The organism is Sulfitobacter sp. AS92 (genome assembly GCF_038900015.1).
Taxonomy (GTDB): Bacteria; Pseudomonadota; Alphaproteobacteria; order Rhodobacterales; family Rhodobacteraceae; genus Sulfitobacter.
Genome location: NZ_JBBMQL010000005.1, coordinates 114,874 through 132,247 on the forward strand (window position 1 = coordinate 114,874; position 17,374 = coordinate 132,247).

Annotated in this window: 18 protein-coding genes; 12 read left to right on the forward strand and 6 right to left on the reverse strand. The window is 62.7% G+C overall.

Annotation, left to right across the window (positions count from 1 at the left end; genetic code table 11):
• Nucleotides 1-24 precede the first annotated feature (24 nt).
• Nucleotides 25-507, forward strand: a complete 483-nt coding sequence (gene msrB / locus WNY61_RS11275) for a peptide-methionine (R)-S-oxide reductase MsrB (RefSeq protein ID WP_342851539.1) — start codon at nucleotides 25-27, stop codon at nucleotides 505-507.
• A 54-nt stretch (nucleotides 508-561) separates the two neighbouring features.
• Here the strand turns inward: msrB and hrpB are convergent, their stop codons facing one another.
• Entirely contained in the window at nucleotides 562-2,985 is a 2,424-nt protein-coding gene (hrpB, locus tag WNY61_RS11280; RefSeq protein WP_342851657.1) for an ATP-dependent helicase HrpB, read from the reverse strand.
• An 80-nt stretch (nucleotides 2,986-3,065) separates the two neighbouring features.
• On the opposite strand from hrpB, the gene meaB reads away from it, so the two are divergent.
• On the forward strand, nucleotides 3,066-4,040 hold the full coding sequence (meaB, locus tag WNY61_RS11285) for a methylmalonyl Co-A mutase-associated GTPase MeaB (protein ID WP_342851540.1): 975 nt from the start codon (nucleotides 3,066-3,068) through the stop codon (nucleotides 4,038-4,040).
• On the opposite strand, the gene WNY61_RS11290 is transcribed toward meaB, so the two are convergent.
• The 3 genes from WNY61_RS11290 to WNY61_RS11300 form a co-directional block, all read right to left on the reverse strand.
• On the reverse strand, nucleotides 4,037-4,465 hold the full coding sequence (locus tag WNY61_RS11290; protein WP_342851541.1) for a PACE efflux transporter: 429 nt from the start codon (nucleotides 4,463-4,465) through the stop codon (nucleotides 4,037-4,039). The genes meaB and WNY61_RS11290 overlap by 4 nt on opposite strands.
• A 107-nt stretch (nucleotides 4,466-4,572) precedes the next feature.
• Entirely contained in the window at nucleotides 4,573-5,517 is a 945-nt protein-coding gene (locus WNY61_RS11295) for a tyrosine recombinase XerC (protein ID WP_342851542.1), read from the reverse strand.
• Entirely contained in the window at nucleotides 5,514-6,221 is a 708-nt protein-coding gene (locus tag WNY61_RS11300; protein ID WP_342851543.1) for a DUF484 family protein, read from the reverse strand. The genes WNY61_RS11295 and WNY61_RS11300 overlap by 4 nt, the downstream gene beginning before the upstream one ends.
• Nucleotides 6,222-6,489: 268 nt before the next feature.
• On the opposite strand from WNY61_RS11300, the gene WNY61_RS11305 reads away from it, so the two are divergent.
• Nucleotides 6,490-7,410 (forward strand): nitrilase-related carbon-nitrogen hydrolase, encoded by a 921-nt coding sequence (locus WNY61_RS11305; protein WP_342851544.1) that lies wholly within the window; start codon nucleotides 6,490-6,492, stop codon nucleotides 7,408-7,410.
• Nucleotides 7,411-7,473: 63 nt separating this feature from the next.
• On the opposite strand, the gene fsa is transcribed toward WNY61_RS11305, so the two are convergent.
• The gene (gene fsa, locus WNY61_RS11310) at nucleotides 7,474-8,127 is read right to left on the reverse strand and encodes a fructose-6-phosphate aldolase (RefSeq protein WP_007119104.1); all 654 of its coding nucleotides are present in this window, start codon (nucleotides 8,125-8,127) and stop codon (nucleotides 7,474-7,476) included.
• Nucleotides 8,128-8,249: 122 nt separating this feature from the next.
• On the opposite strand from fsa, the gene WNY61_RS11315 reads away from it, so the two are divergent.
• The 4 genes from WNY61_RS11315 to WNY61_RS11330 all read left to right on the forward strand — a co-directional run bounded on the left by WNY61_RS11315 (nucleotide 8,250) and on the right by WNY61_RS11330 (nucleotide 13,335).
• Nucleotides 8,250-10,439, forward strand: coding sequence for a primosomal protein N' (locus WNY61_RS11315; RefSeq protein ID WP_342851545.1), 2,190 nt, complete (start codon nucleotides 8,250-8,252; stop codon nucleotides 10,437-10,439).
• 253 nt (nucleotides 10,440-10,692) lie between these two features.
• Nucleotides 10,693-11,925, forward strand: coding sequence for an MFS transporter (locus WNY61_RS11320; RefSeq protein ID WP_342851546.1), 1,233 nt, complete (start codon nucleotides 10,693-10,695; stop codon nucleotides 11,923-11,925).
• 82 nt (nucleotides 11,926-12,007) lie between these two features.
• Nucleotides 12,008-12,880 (forward strand): 50S ribosomal protein L11 methyltransferase, encoded by an 873-nt coding sequence (locus tag WNY61_RS11325; RefSeq protein WP_342851547.1) that lies wholly within the window; start codon nucleotides 12,008-12,010, stop codon nucleotides 12,878-12,880.
• Between the two features lie 173 nt (nucleotides 12,881-13,053).
• A complete protein-coding gene (locus WNY61_RS11330) occupies nucleotides 13,054-13,335 on the forward strand; it encodes a hypothetical protein (protein WP_342851548.1) in 282 nt (93 codons plus the stop codon).
• Between the two features lie 102 nt (nucleotides 13,336-13,437).
• On the opposite strand, the gene WNY61_RS11335 is transcribed toward WNY61_RS11330, so the two are convergent.
• Complete coding sequence (locus tag WNY61_RS11335) at nucleotides 13,438-13,656, reverse strand: DUF1127 domain-containing protein (RefSeq protein ID WP_342851549.1); 219 nt, start codon at nucleotides 13,654-13,656, stop codon at nucleotides 13,438-13,440.
• Between the two features lie 355 nt (nucleotides 13,657-14,011).
• Here WNY61_RS11335 and ruvC point away from each other — a divergent pair, with 355 nt between their 5' ends.
• The 5 genes from ruvC to WNY61_RS11360 are packed head-to-tail and all read left to right on the forward strand — an operon-like array spanning nucleotide 14,012 to nucleotide 17,305.
• Nucleotides 14,012-14,518, forward strand: coding sequence for a crossover junction endodeoxyribonuclease RuvC (gene ruvC / locus WNY61_RS11340; protein ID WP_342851550.1), 507 nt, complete (start codon nucleotides 14,012-14,014; stop codon nucleotides 14,516-14,518).
• On the forward strand, nucleotides 14,515-15,192 hold the full coding sequence (gene ruvA / locus WNY61_RS11345; protein WP_342851551.1) for a Holliday junction branch migration protein RuvA: 678 nt from the start codon (nucleotides 14,515-14,517) through the stop codon (nucleotides 15,190-15,192). The genes ruvC and ruvA overlap by 4 nt, the downstream gene beginning before the upstream one ends.
• Before the next feature lie 45 nt (nucleotides 15,193-15,237).
• A complete protein-coding gene (gene ruvB / locus WNY61_RS11350) occupies nucleotides 15,238-16,257 on the forward strand; it encodes a Holliday junction branch migration DNA helicase RuvB (RefSeq protein ID WP_342851552.1) in 1,020 nt (339 codons plus the stop codon).
• A 29-nt stretch (nucleotides 16,258-16,286) separates the two neighbouring features.
• Nucleotides 16,287-16,910 carry a hypothetical protein gene (locus tag WNY61_RS11355; RefSeq protein WP_342851658.1) on the forward strand — a complete coding sequence of 208 codons (624 nt, stop codon included), beginning with the start codon at nucleotides 16,287-16,289 and terminating at the stop codon, nucleotides 16,908-16,910.
• Nucleotides 16,907-17,305 (forward strand): YbgC/FadM family acyl-CoA thioesterase, encoded by a 399-nt coding sequence (locus WNY61_RS11360; RefSeq protein WP_342851553.1) that lies wholly within the window; start codon nucleotides 16,907-16,909, stop codon nucleotides 17,303-17,305. Before WNY61_RS11355 ends, WNY61_RS11360 begins: the two co-directional genes overlap by 4 nt.
• Nucleotides 17,306-17,374: the final 69 nt, after the last annotated feature.

Genomic DNA, 17,374 nt, shown 5'->3' on the forward strand with positions numbered 1-17,374 from the left:
CACCCCACCGCGAGGAGTAATACCATGAACAGACGTCATTTTCTGACATCGACCTTTCTGGGCGCCACCGCCATGGGGCTGGGCGTGCGGGGGGCATTAGCGTCCTATGTTGAAGGCAATTTCGAGGTTGAGCGCACAGAGGCCGAATGGCGCGCAATGCTGAACGACACTGAATTTGCGGTCATGCGCGAAGGCGACACAGAGCGTGCCTTTACCAGCCCGCTTAACGACGAAACCCGTGCAGGCACGTTCATCTGCAAGGGCTGTGATCAGCCGCTTTACGATGCCGCGACCAAGTTCAAAAGCGGCACTGGCTGGCCAAGCTTCTATCAACCGCTCGACGATGCTGTTGAGACAATGGCCGACAACAGTTTCTTCATGCGCCGGACCGAAGTCCACTGTGACCGTTGTGGCAGCCATTTGGGCCATATTTTTGACGATGGGCCAGAACCAACCGGCAAGCGTCATTGCCTTAACGGTGTGTCGTTGAAGTTTGTTGCAGCCTAATTTCTAAGAACCAAAAGACCCGACCGCGCGCCATTTCGGCGCGCGTTTTCGTTTTTAAGTGCCGCGCGGTTTGGCGCGTAGGGTCGGGTCGGCCACTGTGGGGTCTTCGGGCCACGGGTGACGCGGGTAGCGCCCGCGCATATCCTTGCGCACATCCGCATAGGAACTCGCCCAAAAGCCCGGAATGTCCATCGTCACCTGCACCGGGCGTTGGGCGGGGGACAGCAGGGTGACCTGCAGCGGTTGCCCGCCCACCGTCGGATGCCGTGTGACGCCAAACATCTCTTGCAAGCGCAGCGCAATGCCGGGCTGTTCGCCGCTGTAGTCAATCGCCACGCGCCGCCCCAGTGGGGTTTCAAAATGCCCCGGCGCCGCGCGATCGAGCTCTTGTTGCTGCTCCCACGTCAGCCGCGCCTTCAACGCCGGGGTCAGATCAAAGCCCTTCCAATCTCCGGTGCTGCGCACACCCGCGAGATGCGGCAGCAGCCAGTCGTCGAGCGTTGCCATCAAGTGATCGTCCGAAAAATCGGGAAAGGGCGCGGACATCAGACGGGCGCGGGACAAGAACAGGTCGGCTGCTTTGCCGGGCTTCAGACCCAACTGCCGCACCCCGTCGAGCATCGCCACGGCAACCGCATCGGCAGGCGCGTCGGGCCATGTGCGGTCCTCCAGCACCAGCGCCCCGAAGACCTCTTGCCGCCGGGTCAGCACACGTCCCTCGCGGCGCGACCAGAGGCAAACATCCTGCCAGTGAATTTGCTCGGGGAAAGTCGCGCGCAGTTCCGCATCCGTTATCAGCGCCGCTTGCCGGATGCGCGCCTCGCGCGGGTCGCCGTCGAGGTCCGTTGCCACCAGCAGACGTGCGCCCGCCATCGGATCGGTGTCTGGCAAAATCGCCCCTTTTCCGCCAGAGAGCACATAGCGCGGCGCGTCGCCCTTGCGGAGCAGACCGACACGGTCCGGATAGGCCAAGGCGGCCAGCACGCCTAAACCGTCCGGCCCTTCGCCCTTCGTCATGCGGCCCAGCCGCTTCGCTTCGGCCTTGATCCGCGCCAGCGTCGGGGCATGAGGCACGGCGGCGGTGCGTTTTCCGGCCAGCGCGTCCATCCGCAGCGACAGATCGACGGGCGCGCCGCGCATTGGATCACGCTCAGCCAAAAGCGCGGCAAGTAGCGGTGCACGTGGCCCACCGCGCGCGACCATATGCGCAAGACGCGGGTGCAGCGGCAGTTTGGCAAGCACCCGCCCGTGCGCGGTGATACGTCCGCTGTCGTCCAGCGCGCCCAGCATCTGCAAGACCGACTGCGCCTCGGCCAAGCGTCCCGCATGGGGCGGGGTGACAAAGCTCAACTCCTCCGCCTGCGCGCCCCAAAGTGCCAGTTCCAGCGCAAATCCGGTCAGATCGCCCGCCTCGATCTCTGCCGGGGGGAAGGCGGCCAGCGCACCTTCTTCGCCGCGGGTCCAGAGTTTGTAGGCCACGCCCGCGTCCAGCCGCCCGGCGCGGCCTGCGCGTTGGGTTGCCTCGGCGCGGGTGACGCGCTCGGTCACCAACCGCGACATGCCCGAGGATGGATCAAACAGCGCTCGGCGCGAGCGGCCTGCGTCGACCACGATGCGGATGCCTTCGATGGTCAGGGAGGTTTCGGCGATGGAGGTCGCCAACACCACCTTGCGGCCTGATTTTGCGGGAGCAATAGCTGCTTGCTGGGCTTTGAAATCCAGCGCGCCAAACAGAGGGGCCAAGGTGCAATCGCCCGGCAAGGCAGAGCGCAACAGCGCCTCCACCCGCCTGATCTCACCTTCCCCAGGGAGGAAAACCAGCGCGGAGCCCGGTGCCTCGTTGAGCGCCTTGAGCGTCAGATCGGCTGCTGCATTCTCAAGCCGTTGCTTGCCCATGGGTTTGTCGAGCCAGCGCGGCTCCACATCGAAACTGCGCCCCTCAGAGGTCACGATGGGCGCCTCCATCAACGCGGCCACCGGGGCGGCATCGAGCGTGGCAGACATGGCGACGAGCAACAGATCGTCACGCAAAGCGCCCGCGATTTCGAGGCAAAGCGCGAGGCCCAAATCAGCGTTGAGCGAGCGTTCGTGAAATTCGTCAAAGATCACCGCGCCGACGCCCGGCAGATCAGGGTTGTCTTGCAACATGCGGGTCAGGATGCCTTCGGTCACGACCTTAATGCGGGTGTTTTTCGACACGGCAGAGGCCCCGCGCACCCGGAAACCGACGGTCTGGCCAGTCTCTTCGCCCAAGCTCTCGGCCATACGCGCGGCAGCGGCGCGGGCGGCGAGGCGGCGCGGCTCCAGCATCAGGATGCGGCCTTGGGTCAGGCGAGCGTCGAGCATCGCCAGCGGCACGCGTGTCGTCTTGCCCGCGCCGGGGGGCGCTTGCAGAACCACGCGGCCCGTCTCTCGTAGGGCGGCGATCACGTCAGGCAGGACGGCGTCGATGGGCAGGGCGAAATCAGCGTTGGACATGGCGTGGTTATCGGGCAAAGCCGCCGCCGCGCCAAGGGTGGGGATGGACAATTCCGCGCCGTCCCCGCAAAAGTTGGCCCATGAATATCGACGATCTGGCCATGGGCATCATAGCAGGCGAGCGGCGCGCATTGGCGCGGGCGATCACGCTGGTGGAATCGGGCCGTGCGGACCATCGCGCGGCGGCGGCAGAGCTGCTGGCGAAACTGCCGACAGATCGACAAGCGCTGCGCATTGGCCTTTCGGGCACGCCGGGGGTGGGCAAATCCACCTTCATCGAAAGCTTTGGCATGATGCTGACCGCGCAGGGCAAGCGCGTGGCGGTACTGGCGGTTGACCCCAGTTCGGCGCGCTCAGGCGGGTCGATTTTGGGCGACAAAACGCGGATGGACCGGCTCAGCCGTGAACCGCGGGCTTTCATCCGACCCTCCCCCAGCCAGACGCATCTCGGGGGTGTGGCGCGCCGTTCCCGCGAGGCGGTGCGGCTGTGCGAGGCGGCGGGGTTTGACGTGGTTCTGATCGAGACCGTGGGTGTGGGTCAATCTGAGACCGTGGTGGCCGAGATGTCTGACGCCTTTGTGCTGCTGCTGGCGCCGGCAGGCGGGGATGAGTTGCAGGGCGTCAAACGCGGCATCATGGAGATTGCCGATCTTATCGTGATCAACAAGGCGGATGGTGACTTGAAATCCACCGCGTCGCGGACCCGAGCGGATTATGCCGGGGCGCTGCGTCTTCTACGCAAGCGCCCGCAAGACCCCGAAGGCTACCCCCGAGCAACGGCGGTGTCGGCGCTGGAGGAACACGGGCTAGATGAGACTTGGACCGCCTTGCAGGAGCTGATCGACTGGCGGCGCGCAAATGGCTTTTGGGACCGAACACGGGCCGCGCAGGCGCGCTATTGGTTTGAGCAAGACGTGAAACAAAGGCTTTTGGCGCAGTTGGAAACACCGCAGGCAAAGGACGATCTGAACCGCCTCAGTGACGCGGTGGCCGAGGGCGCGCGTGATCCGGCAGAGGCGGCAGCCGAGTTCGTGAGCCGCCTCCGGGCCGATTAAGACGGGCTTGCAGGCTCCGGCACCGGGAAGATCACGTCGTAGATCCAGTTAAACGCGAAAGCGTAGATCAGGTAGAAGAGCGCGAAGCTCACGTCGATCAAGAACGCCTCCATCAGCGAAATGCTCAAGTACCACGCGATAAAGGGCATCAGGACGAAGAGCAGGCCGATCTCAAATATCACAGCGTGAAGCACTCGGATCGGCACAGTCTTGCGCACCGTGCCGCGCAGACGGCGTAGGGCGTGGTCGAACCCAAGGTTGTAAAGGTAATTCCATCCCGTCGCGATGCTGGCGCTTACGACGGTGACGACGCCAATCTCATGCAGAGGTTTGTCAAAAAGCCACGCGCCCATGGGCGTGACGATCAAAAGGGCAAGAATTTCAAAGCTGATGGCGTGGCGGATGCGGTCTGCGGTGCTGCGCATGGGGTCGTTCCCGGTATCGGTCGGGTCGTCCCGAGTGGCTGCCCAAATGGGGGAGGTCGTCCTCGCTTGGCCTCAATATGGCGATTGGCCCGCGCGGTGCAAGGGGGTCAGCGGCCCGCTTTGGGATGGGCGTTGTTATAGACCTCTATCAGCCGCGCAGTATCAACAGCGGTATAAGCCTGTGTGGTCGACAGGGACGCATGGCCCAACAGCTCTTGGATCGCCCGCAGATCGCCGCCCGCATCCAGCAGGTGCGTGGCAAAGCTGTGGCGCATGGCATGGGGTGTTGCGGTGGCCGGAAGGCCCAGTTGCATCCGGGCATCGGCCATCACTTGCGCCACCGCCCGCGCGCCCAAGGCACCACCGCGAATAGCCCGGAACAGCGGGGCTTGCGGCTCTTGCGGGTGGGGGCAGACGACGAGGTAGTCGTCGACGGCGGCGCGGGCTGCAGGCAGCACTGGTACGACCCGTTCTTTGCTGCCTTTGCCAAGAATACGTAGGCTGCTCGGCAAAGGCGCATCGCCGCCCTTGAGCGCGAGCGCCTCGGAGATCCGCAGCCCGCAGCCCCAAAGCATCGTCAGCACCGCCACGTCGCGCGCCGCCACCCATGGGGCGCGGGCTTGGGTTTCCACACAATCGATTAACGCGCGCGCGGCGTCTTCCGCCAAGGGGCGGGGGAGCTTCTTTTGAAATTTGGGCGAGCGGGTGAGAAGTACGGCGGTCGGCTCGAACCCCTCACGCTCGGCCAGCCAGCGATAGAATGCTTTCACCGCCGACAGTTTGCGTGCGACGGAACGTGACCCGACCCCGCCGCTGCGCATGCGGGCCATCCAGGCCCGCATGTCGCTGATGGTGATCTTAGCCAAGGCGCCAAGGCCTTGAGTATCGCCCTTGTGCAGGGTCATGAAGGCGAGGAACTCAGTTACATCGCCCCGATAGGCGGTGATGGTATTCTCTGCCGCGTCCTTCAACGCGCTTTGATGCTCCAGCCACGTTTGCAGCGCATCCCGCGCGGCGGGGCTGATCAGCAGCGGATTTGCCGCAGCGCTCAAGACAGCCAGCGGCGCATGGTACGTTCCAGCACGCCGGTAAAGAAGGTGAGCAGATCGGTGCCCTGCTGCGGGCCAAACATATGCGGGTCTTCGGCGCCCATGACCAAAAGACCGGGCAGGCGGCCTGTGCCGAAATCAAGTTTAAGACAGGCCTCAGAACGGATCCAACCAGCCTTGGTGCCATACAGGGTTTCAGAACCGTCTTGGAGCGCACGGAGAGTTACCTGCCGCACCAATCCGCCGCGGCCATGGCTGAGGTAATCATCGATAAAGCCCGGTTCGGCAACGGTCAGCACATCACCCAAACGCTGCACCGCCGGATCATTGTCGTTCTGGACCGACTCCAGCACCAGCTTCACCGCATCTACCCGCAGGATGTCTGCCACTTCTCCGCCTAGATTACGCAGGAAGGTCTCAAATTCCACCGGGTCCAGCATTTGCAGGATTGCACGGTGGATCTGGTTGGTTCCGGCAAGGTTCTCATAGGCCGCCGCGATGACGCTTCGGTGTGTGTCTTCCAACCGATCAAGGCGGGTTTCCAAACGCTCCATCGCGATGCCGCGCAGGTCGACGATATTGCCGCCCATGGCCTTTTCATTCGCGGCGATCAGCGCCTGCATCACATCGCTGTCGTCAAGGATGACATCGGGTGCGGAGATGATCGCCTCGCGCAAGGCGTCGTCGATTTTCGGGCTGCTGCTCATGGGCGTCTCTTTTTGATTTGCGGTGTCATAACATGGTGAGGCGTCAAGATCTGCCCCAAATTGGTCACGGTACTGCCGCCTGCGGTCTTTGTTGCCGCTCTGCGTCAGGCCGTCGATGTAGAACGAAGCCTTCGGGAACAAAAGCGGCCCGGGGGTGTTTGCTTCGGTCAACGCGCGGATTTCAGCCGCTAGGCTGTGCGCATGATCTAAGCCTGCCGCATATCCCCGGATGTGGTGAGATGGCCATTCCCGGGAGAGGAAATCTCACATGGAACATGTTTCTGTCGATCTCTGGGCGGCCAATCTTCAGGTTGCGCCCGACTCTTTGCAAAGCTGGCTCGCCAGTGTCGAGCTGCGCCTGCAACAAGCCGCTGCGCGCAAGGCGCACCTGCTGGTCATGCCGGAATTTTGCTGCGCGCAATGGCTGAGTTTCGCCCCGGTGGACCTGCCCGCAGATCAACAGTTGGGTTGGTTGGCGCAAACCGCCGTGATTGCGCTCGATTCCATGCGCCGCATGGTTGAGGAGACCGGCGTGGCGCTGTTGCCCGGCACGTTCCCAGTGGCTTTCCCCTCTGTCGATGCGCCCGAAGGTTACCTCAATCAAGCGTGGTTTCTCACGCCGGGCGGCGGCATGCAGGTGCAGAACAAGCTGAGCCTGACCCCGCTGGAGGCGAATGGCGCCAGTGGTGTGACCATCGCGGGCACGGGGATCAATCTGTTTGAGTGGAACGGGCTGCGCTGCGTGATCGCGATCTGCCTTGATGCGGAATATACAGCACTTTGGTCAAAGCTGGGGGAGCTGAACCTTGATCTGGTGATCATTCCAGCCAAGACCGACATGATCACCGGCTACAACCGCGTCTTTAGCTGTGCGCGGGCGCGGGCGATTGAATTGCAGACCGCTGTTTGCTGCGTTGGCGCTGTTGGCGCGCCGCTTACCCCGTGGCAAGAGGATACCGGCGTGGGCGGGGCGAGCGTGTATTTGCCCTGCGATGTTTCCGTGGCGCTGGACGGGATGCACGCGGCCTTGCCGCCGCAAACAGCTGCGCATGGCACCGATTTGGTTTTGCAGGCCGCTGCGATTCCTGTGGGCCAATGTCGCCGCATTCGCGCTGGTGCGGCTGAGGCCGAGGTCCGCCCCGGTCTGTGGTCCGGTGACCATCTGACGGTCGAAGGCAACGCGGCCTGAGGCAAAGAAAAACCCCCTCCGCCACGGGCGGAAGGGGTTTGATGTCTTGGCGCTAAGGCCGGATCAGAGGATGTTCTGACCGGTCTTTTTCCAATCGGCCATGAACTGCTCAAGACCTTTGTCGGTCAACGGGTGGGAGGCCAGTTTCTTGATCACCTCTGGCGGCGCGGTCATCACGTCGGCCCCGATGCGCGCTGCGTCGAGCACGTGGTTCGGGCTGCGGATGGAGGCGGCAAGGATCTGCGTCTCAAAGCCGTAGTTGTCATAGATGGTGCGGATGTCTTGGATCAGGTCCATGCCATCAAGGTTAATGTCGTCCAAACGGCCGATGAAGGGCGAGATGAAAGTCGCGCCAGCCTTTGCAGCCAGCAGCGCTTGGTTGCCCGAGAAGCAGAGCGTGACGTTCACCATGCGGCCTTCGCCCGACAGGACTTTACAGGCTTTCAGCCCGTCCCATGTCAGCGGCAGCTTGATGGTGATGTTGTCGGCGATCTCGGCCAGTTTGCGGCCTTCGGCGATCATCGCATCGGCCTCCAGCGCCACCACTTCGGCAGAAACTGGGCCATCAACGAGGTCACAAATCTCTTTGGTGACCTCAAGGATGTTACGGCCTGATTTCAAGATCAGGGAGGGGTTGGTGGTGACGCCGTCGACCATGCCAAGGTCATTGAGTTCGGCAATGGCGTCGATCTCGGCGGTATCTACGAAGAATTTCATGGGCTTTCCTTCCGGGTTGGAATGTGATCGCTAACAGGTCTATTGCTTGCCTTGGCTTTACCGCATGATCTGCGATGCTTAAAGCCTCAATTCCCCCAAGCGACACGGAGCATGCGGCAGACATGGCTGAATTCTACCATCATGGCGAGTTGCTCTCGGTGATGACCACCCAGCCTCTGGGCCGGGCGCTGGACTACCGCGCGCCCGAAGGCGGCTGCCATGCGGGCGCGTTCGTCGAGGTGCCGTTGGGCCCGCGGAAGGTGATGGGCGTGGTTTGGGGGCCGGGGGCCGGGGACTATGACATCAACAAGGTGCGCCATGTCATCCGGGTGTTGGATGCCCCGCCGATGCGCGATGAGATGCGCGAGTTTTTGCTGCGCTCGGCCGCCTATACGCTGACCCCACTGCCCGCGATGCTGCGGCTGGCGACCCGCGCGCCGGGCTTGGGCGATCCGCCGTCGATGCGCAAGATTTACCGCGCGGGGGATGGTGTGCCCGCCCGCATGACCGACGCGCGCCAGCGGGTCATGGCGGTGTTGGAGGAATATGGCGATCTGGCCTTCACGTTGAAGGAGTTGTCGGAGATGGCCGGGGTGACGTCTTCGGTCGTGAAGGGGCTGGTGGAGCAGGGGGCCGTCCGCGAAGAGGAAAGCCCCCGCGATATGCCGTTTCGGCGGCTGGACCCGTCACTGCCCGGCAAGGCGCTGACCGAGGATCAGGCGACAGCGGCGGCGGTGCTGCGCGAGGGGATCAAGGCCGAGACCTACGGCACCACCCTCCTGCGCGGCGTCACCGGGTCGGGCAAGACCGAGGTCTATCTCGAAGCCGTGGCGGCGGCGATTGAGTCCGGGCGGCAGGCCTTGGTGCTGCTGCCAGAGATCGCTTTGACCGAACAGTTCTTGGACCGTGTCGAAGTGCGTTTCGGGGCCAAGCCCGCCGAATGGCATTCCGGCGTCACCATGACAGAGCGCCGCCGCATCTGGCGCATGGTGGGCGAGGGCAATGCGCAATTGGTCATCGGGGCGCGTTCGGCGCTGTTCTTACCGTTCCAGAACCTCGGGTTGATCGTTGTCGATGAGGAGCATGACACGTCCTACAAGCAGGAAGATGGAGTGCTGTATAACGCGCGGGACATGGCGGTGCTGCGCGCCTCGATCTGCGGCGCGCAGGTGGTGCTGGCGAGTGCGACGCCAAGCCTTGAGACATGGGCCAACGCTGAGGCGGGGAAATATCGGCGGCTGGAGCTGACTTCGCGCTTCGGCCCGGCGGTGATGCCGCAGATGGGCGCGATTGACATGCGGCAGGCGGGTTTGCCGGGGGACAAATGGATCTCGGGCGAGATGAAGCGCGAGGTGGATGCGCGGCTGGAGCGCGGCGAGCAGGCGATGCTCTTTATCAACCGCCGTGGCTATGCGCCGATCACGCTGTGCCGGGCCTGTGGCGAACAAATCGGCTGCGATCAGTGTGACGCGCGGATGGTGGAGCATCGGTTCCTTAAGCGACTCGTTTGCCACCAGTGTGGTGAGACCAAGCCGATGCCAGAAGCCTGTCCTTCGTGCAAAGTGGAGGGCAAGCTTGCACCCATCGGGCCGGGGGTTGAACGGCTGGGCGAAGAGGCCACGGCGCTTTGGCCCGAAGCACGCATCGCGACGTTGAGTTCGGACATGTACGGCTCGGCGCGGGCGCTCAAGGCCGAGATTGCGGGGATCGCCGAAGGAACGGCAGACATCATCATCGGGACGCAGCTGGTCGCCAAGGGGCACAACTTTCCCAAGCTGACGTTGGTAGGGGTGATTGATGCCGATCTTGGCCTCACCGGGTCGGACCTGCGGGCGGCGGAGCGGACGTTTCAGTTGATGCGTCAGGTCGCGGGCCGGGCCGGACGGGCTGAGGCACCGGGGGCGGCCTTGTTGCAGACCTACCAGCCCGAGCATCCGGTGATCCGCGCCATTTTGGCGGGCGAGGAAGAGAAGTTTTGGGCTGCCGAGGCGGGTGAGCGTAGGCAGGCCGGTGTGCCGCCTTACGGGCGTATGGCCGGGATCATCCTCAGCGGCAGCGATGCGGCGGCGGTATTTGATTTGGGCAATCATCTGGCGCGGCATGACGGGCCTTTGCGGGCCGTGGGCGCGCAGGTTTTTGGGCCAGCGCCCGCGCCGATTGCCCGCGTGCGGGGGCGGCATCGGGTGCGGCTCTTGGTAAAGGCGGATAAGAGTGTCGCCTTGCAGGAGGCGCTGAGCCGTTGGGTTGGATCGGTGCGGCTGAAAGGGGATTTGCGGCTCGCGGTGGATATTGATCCGCAGAGTTTTTATTGAGGCTGGCTGGCTTAGAGTTGAGGGCCAGCGCTTGCCCGCGGGTCGGTGATCTGACGGTGCTTTGTGCCACTTTATCGCTCAGCCTTGGCGCGTCTTCGCGAAGTTACACCTAGCCACATTAAATCGCCTACCCGGGGGCGGGCAGGCGATGGCCCGGCGCCTGCGGCTTGATTTCGGGCCTGGTGGCATTGAGGCGCGTTCCAAGCCTCCCTTTTCTCTCGCCATTCCCGAATACCGGGCGTAATAAATCCGCATGACCCGCTATATCACCCTCGAAGAAGCCAAGCGCCTACCGTTCTGGCGTCGCCCCGTGGCCCTGCTGTTCCTTATGGCGCTGGCGATGCCGATTGCGTTCAACACCTGGTCGGCGCTGCTGAATAACTTCGTTATCGAGGTGGCAGATTTTGACGGGTCCGACATCGGCCTGCTGCACACAGTGCGCGAAATTCCCGGCTTTCTGGCCATCGGCGTTATCGCCATTATTATCTTCGTACGCGAACAGGTGCTCGGGCTGGTCTCGCTCATTCTGCTGGGCGCGGCCACGGCGATCACCGCCTATTTCCCCTCTATGGGCGGTATCCTCACGATCACCATGCTCAGTTCCATCGGCTTTCACTATTATGAGACGGTGAACCAATCGCTCCAACTGCAATGGCTCAAAATCGAAGACGCGCCGCGCATGATTGGCTGGCTTATGGCCGCCGGGTCGCTGGCAACGCTGGTCGCCTATGTGGCAATCATGGCGCTGTGGGAGACGCTGAACCTCAGCTACAACATCGTCTATATGATCGGGGGCGGTGTCACCGTGGTGATCGCCATCATCGCGATAGTCGCCTATCCGCAGTTTGAATCCCCCACAGTGCAGAACAAAAAGATGATCCTGCGCAAACGCTATTGGCTCTATTACGCGTTGCAATTCATGTCCGGCGCGCGGCGGCAGATTTTCGTGGTCTTCGCGGGTTTCATGATGGTCGAACGCTTCGGTTTTGAAGTGCATGAGATCACCATGCTCTACCTCATCAACCTCGTCGCCAATATGATCTTTGCCCCGCTGATGGGCCGTGCGGTTGGCCATTTCGGCGAACGCCGGACGCTGACCGTTGAATATGTCGGGCTGATCATCGTCTTTCTGGCTTACGGCGGGGTTTACTACCTTGGCTGGGGCGTGGTCATCGCGGCCACTCTTTATGTGCTGGACCACATGTTCTTTGCCCTCGCGCTGGCGCTGAAAACCTATTTCCAAAAGATCGCCGACCCCGCAGATATCGCCCCCACGGCGGCGGTCGCCTTTACCATCAACCACATCGCGGCGGTGTTCCTGCCGGTCGGGCTTGGCCTGTTGTGGCTCGTCTCGCCTGCGGCGGTGTTCTTTCTCGCAGCAGGGATGGCGGCGGTGTCGCTGATGCTGTCGCTGCTGATCCCGCGCCACCCGGCACCGGGGCGTGAGACGATCTTTCAACAGGCTGTGCCACAAGCCGCCGAGTAGCCCGCGAAAACCAGCATGGCTTGACCCGACGCGCGCGCAGCCCTAGGCGAAGCGCAACCGCACCGTAGCAAAGGACCGCGCCATGCCCACTTTCACCGCCCTGACCACCCTCACGGGCCGCGACCCTGCCTATGCTTTGGGCGAGGCAATGGAACGGCTGATCCCCGAACCCACGGGCGTCGGCGTTTTTGAGGTCGAAGACGGATCGGGCCTGTGGGAAGTCGGCGGCTATTTCGAGGAAGCTCCCGACACCGCCGCTTTGGCCGTGTTGGCCGCTGCGTTGGGGGCCAAGGATTTCACGATCTCAGAGCTGCCCGAAACCGATTGGGTTGCACATGTGCGCCGCGAGTTGGCCCCGGTCGAAGCTGGGCGTTTCTTTGTCTACGGCAGCCATGACGCCGACAAGGTGCCAGACAACTGCGAGCCGCTGTTGATCGAAGCCGCCATGGCCTTTGGCACCGGGCACCACGGCACGACGCTGGGCTGCTTGCGTGCCTTGGACCGTCTGGCGGGCGAGGGGTTCCACGGCAAGAACGTTGTTGATATCGGCTGCGGCACTGCTGTGCTGGCAATGGCCGCCGCGCGCATCTGGCCCGAGCCGGTGCTTGCCAGCGACATCGACGAAGTTGCCGTCGAAGTGGCGCAGGCCAATGTTGACGCAAATGACCTTTCAGGCCGCGTGACCTGTGTCGAAGCCGCGGGCTTCGATCATCCTCAACTGGCGCAAGCCGCGCCGTTTGATTTGGTTTTTGCCAATATCCTGAAAGGCCCGCTGGTCGCACTGGCCCCCGACATGGCCGAAGTACTGCGGCCCGCGGGCTATGCGATTCTCTCGGGGCTGTTGAATGAGCAGGCTGACGAGGTGATCGAGGTTTATGCACGATCTGGCATCAATCTGGCACATCGCGAGAGCATTGGTGACTGGACGACACTAACGCTGCAAACTAACGCATAATTTACGCCTCATTTTCGTTGCATTTGGCCCATTTGCCCCTTTGTTGCCACAATTTGACTTTATTCAAATTGGCAGCAAACGGTGGGGGCCGAATTGCTACGGAGGCTGTGATGGCTGAAGGACACGCTCAATTCGCGAAACGTATTGAACTTCTGAGGCGCAAGCATCGGAAGATGCAGCATGGTTACGTCACCCGCGTCGGTCGCGACGGGTTAATCAGCGTCTTGCCAAAGCGCGGCAAACGGAGCTTCCCGATGGCAGGGCTCTACCTGATCGTTCTGGTATTCTTTGGATTCAAGGCCTTCACCCTCGCCGCGATCGGCCCGGTGACGTATAATGAGCGGCTTTCGAGATTAAACAACGGATCAAGTGTCGAACAGATTGGTGCCAAGATGATGGCCATTGATCCGGTGACAGAGGCTTTGGCGGGGCTGACTGGCCCGATCATGCGCTGATCTTAACCAGCTTAAATCTGAAACAGAAAAAGCCGTAGCGGGTGCATCCGGCTACGGCTTTTGCGTTCGGGCAGGGCGCTGCGCCGCACTGGCGCGCAGCAGTCAGCGCACGAAGTGGTTTTGCGCCACAAGGTCGATATCGCCACGGATCAGGCCAATGTCTTGCAGTTCAAGATCGGTCAGGTCCGACAGCGCCTTGCGGGAGGCGCGAGAGTCCTGCCACGCTTCGACTGCACCAAAGAAGGCGCCAAAAAAGCTGACAATACGAGAGACGGCCGATGTTGAGCCGTAAGCGGTGCGGGTGGTGTCGAATGCTGCCATGGTGCCGTCCTTTGTTTAATCGTCGGTTACGTCCTGCCCGGCGCATAAAAGGGCGCCATGCTTAAAACGGGATTTTTGGCAATTATGCCTGAATATCGCGCCACGCAATCCCTTAAAAACGACAGTGAGCTTTGCATTTTTTGCATAGGTCGAAAACGGCGTTAACCTACTATCAATAAGGCATAAATCCCGCTTCGACGGTGTCGGTTTTGCATCACGGAGAGGCGCAATTCGACGCGGCGGCCCAAATGCGACAGGGAGGATGTCGTAAAGCGCCAGTGGTGCATCAGGGCTTTGCGATGTTCGCGTTTCGTGCTAGTGCACCAAAAAAGCAACAATTTTATCGAGGGCAGAGATGATACGGGTGATCGGCATAGATCCGGGGCTGCGCAATTTGGGCTGGGGGGTCATCGACGTCTCTGGCAGCCGAATCGCGCATGTCGCCAACGGCATCTGTCATTCCGAGGGCGATGATCTTGCGGCGCGGCTCCTCTCCCTGCACGGGCAGCTAACGCGGGTGCTGGCCACCTACCGCCCCGGTGCCGCGGCGGTTGAGCAGACCTTTGTGAACAAAGACGGAGCCGGGACGCTGAAACTTGGGCAGGCGCGGGGTATTGCGATGCTGGTACCGGCGCAGTTCGGGCTGACGGTGGGCGAATACGCCCCCAACAAGGTCAAGAAAACCGTGGTCGGAGTGGGCCACGCGGACAAGGGACAGGTGGCGCATATGGTGCGGATGCAGATGCCGGGGATTGAGATCGCAGGATCAGATGCCGCCGACGCCTTGGCCATCGCCATCTGCCACGCGCATCACGGCGGGGCCAGCACTCTGGCGCAGGCTGTGGCGAGGGCACAGGCATGATCGGCAAAATCTCGGGCCGCATCGACTATCGCGCTGCGGATCATCTGCTGATTGACGTGCGCGGCGTTGGCTATCTCGTTTATGTCTCGGACCGGACGATGGCGGCACTGCCGAGCGTGGGCGAGGTCGTGGCGCTCTATACCGATCTGGTGGTGCGCGAAGACTTGATGCAGCTTTTCGGCTTTCAGACTTTGGTGGAAAAGGAATGGCACCGTTTGCTGACCTCGGTTCAGGGGGTAGGGGCCAAGGCCTCGCTCGCGATCCTCGGCACGCTGGGGCCGGATGGGGTGAGCCGGGCGATTGCTTTGGGCGATTGGAACGCGGTGAAGGCGGCCAAGGGCATCGGCCCCAAAATCGCGCAGCGCGTGGTGTTAGACCTCAAGGACAAAGCCCCCGGCGTCATGGCGATGACCGGCACGGTGGCCGACGCCTTGGGCGAGGCCCAAGCCGCCGCCGATGAAAGCGTCATCGAAGCCACCACCCCGCGCCCCGCGCCCAAAGCTGCCGCGCCCAATGCCTCGGCGCAGTCCGAGGCGCTCTCGGCGCTTAGCAACCTTGGTTACGGCCCCGGCGATGCGGCAGGTGCCGTCGCGCAAGCGGCGGGTGAGACACCGGATGCAGACACCAAGACGCTGATCCGCGCGGCGCTCAAGCTGCTGGCGCCGAAGGGGTGACACCCCTCTGGCAGAACCCTCCGCCCTGCGGCATAACGAGGCCCTATGACCGACATTGACCCCACCGTGCGGCCCGAGCCGATGCCCGAAGACTTTGACCGCGCACTGCGGCCGCAGATGCTGGCGGAATTTGTCGGGCAAGCCGAGGCGCGGGCGAACCTCGCCGTATTCATCCAATCCGCGCGGCAGCGTGGCGAAGCGATGGACCACACGCTGTTTCACGGCCCTCCGGGCCTTGGTAAGACGACGCTGGCGCAGATCATGGCGCGGGAATTGGGCGTGGGCTTTCGCATGACCTCTGGCCCGGTGCTGGCCAAAGCGGGCGATCTGGCGGCGATCCTCACCAATCTCGAAGCGCGCGACGTGCTGTTTATTGACGAGATTCACCGTCTGAACCCGGCGGTGGAGGAGGTGCTCTATCCCGCCTTGGAGGATTTTGAGCTCGATCTGGTGATCGGCGAAGGCCCGGCGGCGCGGACCGTGCGGATCGAGTTGCAGCCCTTCACGCTGGTCGGGGCGACCACCCGGATGGGCTTGCTGACCACGCCGCTGCGCGACCGTTTCGGCATTCCAACGCGGCTGCAATTCTACACCGAGGACGAGCTTTTCATCATCGTCGACCGCAACGCCCGCAAGCTGGGCGCGCCCGCAGACGAGGGCGGCGCGCGTGAAATCGCCAAGCGCGCCCGCGGCACACCGCGCATCGCGGGCCGCTTGCTGCGCCGGGTGGTGGATTTCGCCGTTGTCGAAGGCGATGGCCGTGTAACGCGGGCCTTGGCCGACATGGCGCTGACACGGCTTGGGGTCGATCATCTGGGCCTTGATGGGGCCGATCGGCGCTACCTCAAGCTGATCGCAGAGAATTATCAGGGCGGCCCGGTGGGGATTGAAACCCTGTCGGCCGCGCTGTCGGAAAGCCGCGATGCGTTGGAGGAGGTGATAGAACCCTTCTTGTTGCAGCAGGGCCTAATCCAGCGTACCCCGCGCGGCAGAATGTTGGCGGCCAAGGCTTGGACACATCTCGGCATGGCTGCGCCCAAGGGGCAGAACGACCTTTTCCGCTGACGCCCCGGAGCGAAGGTAAGACGATGACGATGACAGCAGAGCAGATCGAAACCATGTTCACCCGCCGCGATGGGCAGTTTGCCTTTGCCCGCTGGGGCCGCCCTATCGCGCCGGTGGTCTTTGGCGTTGAAGAAGACGCGCTGCCGGTTGTGAAGGGCGCGCTGGAAGCGGTGGTCAAACTGGCCGGCCATGACATGGCCGAGACCGACACCGAGCTTGGCAGCAACCTGATGATGTTCTTCTTTGCCGAGTGGGCAGAACTGCTGGATGTGCCGGGCATGGACGGTCTGGTGCCGGACCTTGCCCAGCAGGTTGAGCGGCTTCAGGCGGCAGGCGCGAACCAATACCGCTTCTTCCGCTTTGAGGAGAACGGCGCGATCAAGGCGGCCTTTGTCTTTCTGCGCATGGACGACAGCTTGCGTGATATGTCCGCACAGGTCTTGGCGCTGAGCCAAGCGGTGCAGATCATTCTGCTGTGGTCAGAAAACGCCTTTCAGGAGCAATCGCCGCTGGCGCTGGCCGACGAAGCCTTGGTGCTGCGCCCCGAAGTGGCGGATGTGATCCGCGCGGCCTATGACCCGGTGATGCCGCCCGCCGCCAATGACCCCAGCCATGCGCTGCGCCTTGCAGCAAGGGTGGCGGTGCAGGCATGACCCATAGCTTCCCTGTCCGCATCTTTTACGAAGACACCGACATGGCGGGTATCGTCTATTACGCCAACTATCTGCGCTACATCGAACGCGCCCGGTCAGACATCGTGGAGCAGATCGGCCTAGACCAGCGCGCCATGCGCGATGAAGGGCTGGTCTTTGCCGTGACGCGGGTGGAGGCCGACTATATCGGGGCCGCGCGTTTCGGGGATCGGCTGGAGGTGCGCACCACCCATCGGGCCGAAGGGCCGGTGCGTTGGGTGTTCGATCAAGATGTGCTGCGCGACGACAAGGTGATCTTTCGCGCCAAAGTAACTGCCGTTTGCATGACAACCGCTGGAAAACCCACACGTTTGCCAGCGAAACTCCGCCTGTCTGACTGCGATCCGTCATCTTAATACCATAATTCTGGCAATCCCGGTTGCAGTCCGTTAGCTTTGCTCCAAATTGAGGCCGGAAAATAGGGC

Bases quoted from the DNA above. Each gene is read 5' to 3' on its own strand.
- msrB (WP_342851539.1), top strand. From the start codon at position 25: ATGAACAGACGTCATTTTCTGACATCGACCTTTCTGGGCGCCACCGCC.
- hrpB (WP_342851657.1), bottom strand. From the start codon at position 2,985: ATGTCCAACGCTGATTTCGCCCTGCCCATCGACGCCGTCCTGCCTGAC.
- meaB (WP_342851540.1), top strand. From the start codon at position 3,066: ATGAATATCGACGATCTGGCCATGGGCATCATAGCAGGCGAGCGGCGC.
- WNY61_RS11290 (WP_342851541.1), bottom strand. From the start codon at position 4,465: ATGCGCAGCACCGCAGACCGCATCCGCCACGCCATCAGCTTTGAAATT.
- WNY61_RS11300 (WP_342851543.1), bottom strand. From the start codon at position 6,221: ATGAGCAGCAGCCCGAAAATCGACGACGCCTTGCGCGAGGCGATCATC.
- WNY61_RS11305 (WP_342851544.1), top strand. From the start codon at position 6,490: ATGGAACATGTTTCTGTCGATCTCTGGGCGGCCAATCTTCAGGTTGCG.
- fsa (WP_007119104.1), bottom strand. From the start codon at position 8,127: ATGAAATTCTTCGTAGATACCGCCGAGATCGACGCCATTGCCGAACTC.
- WNY61_RS11315 (WP_342851545.1), top strand. From the start codon at position 8,250: ATGGCTGAATTCTACCATCATGGCGAGTTGCTCTCGGTGATGACCACC.
- WNY61_RS11320 (WP_342851546.1), top strand. From the start codon at position 10,693: ATGACCCGCTATATCACCCTCGAAGAAGCCAAGCGCCTACCGTTCTGG.
- WNY61_RS11325 (WP_342851547.1), top strand. From the start codon at position 12,008: ATGCCCACTTTCACCGCCCTGACCACCCTCACGGGCCGCGACCCTGCC.
- WNY61_RS11330 (WP_342851548.1), top strand. From the start codon at position 13,054: ATGCAGCATGGTTACGTCACCCGCGTCGGTCGCGACGGGTTAATCAGC.
- WNY61_RS11335 (WP_342851549.1), bottom strand. From the start codon at position 13,656: ATGGCAGCATTCGACACCACCCGCACCGCTTACGGCTCAACATCGGCC.
- ruvC (WP_342851550.1), top strand. From the start codon at position 14,012: ATGATACGGGTGATCGGCATAGATCCGGGGCTGCGCAATTTGGGCTGG.
- ruvA (WP_342851551.1), top strand. From the start codon at position 14,515: ATGATCGGCAAAATCTCGGGCCGCATCGACTATCGCGCTGCGGATCAT.
- ruvB (WP_342851552.1), top strand. From the start codon at position 15,238: ATGACCGACATTGACCCCACCGTGCGGCCCGAGCCGATGCCCGAAGAC.
- WNY61_RS11355 (WP_342851658.1), top strand. From the start codon at position 16,287: ATGACAGCAGAGCAGATCGAAACCATGTTCACCCGCCGCGATGGGCAG.
- WNY61_RS11360 (WP_342851553.1), top strand. From the start codon at position 16,907: ATGACCCATAGCTTCCCTGTCCGCATCTTTTACGAAGACACCGACATG.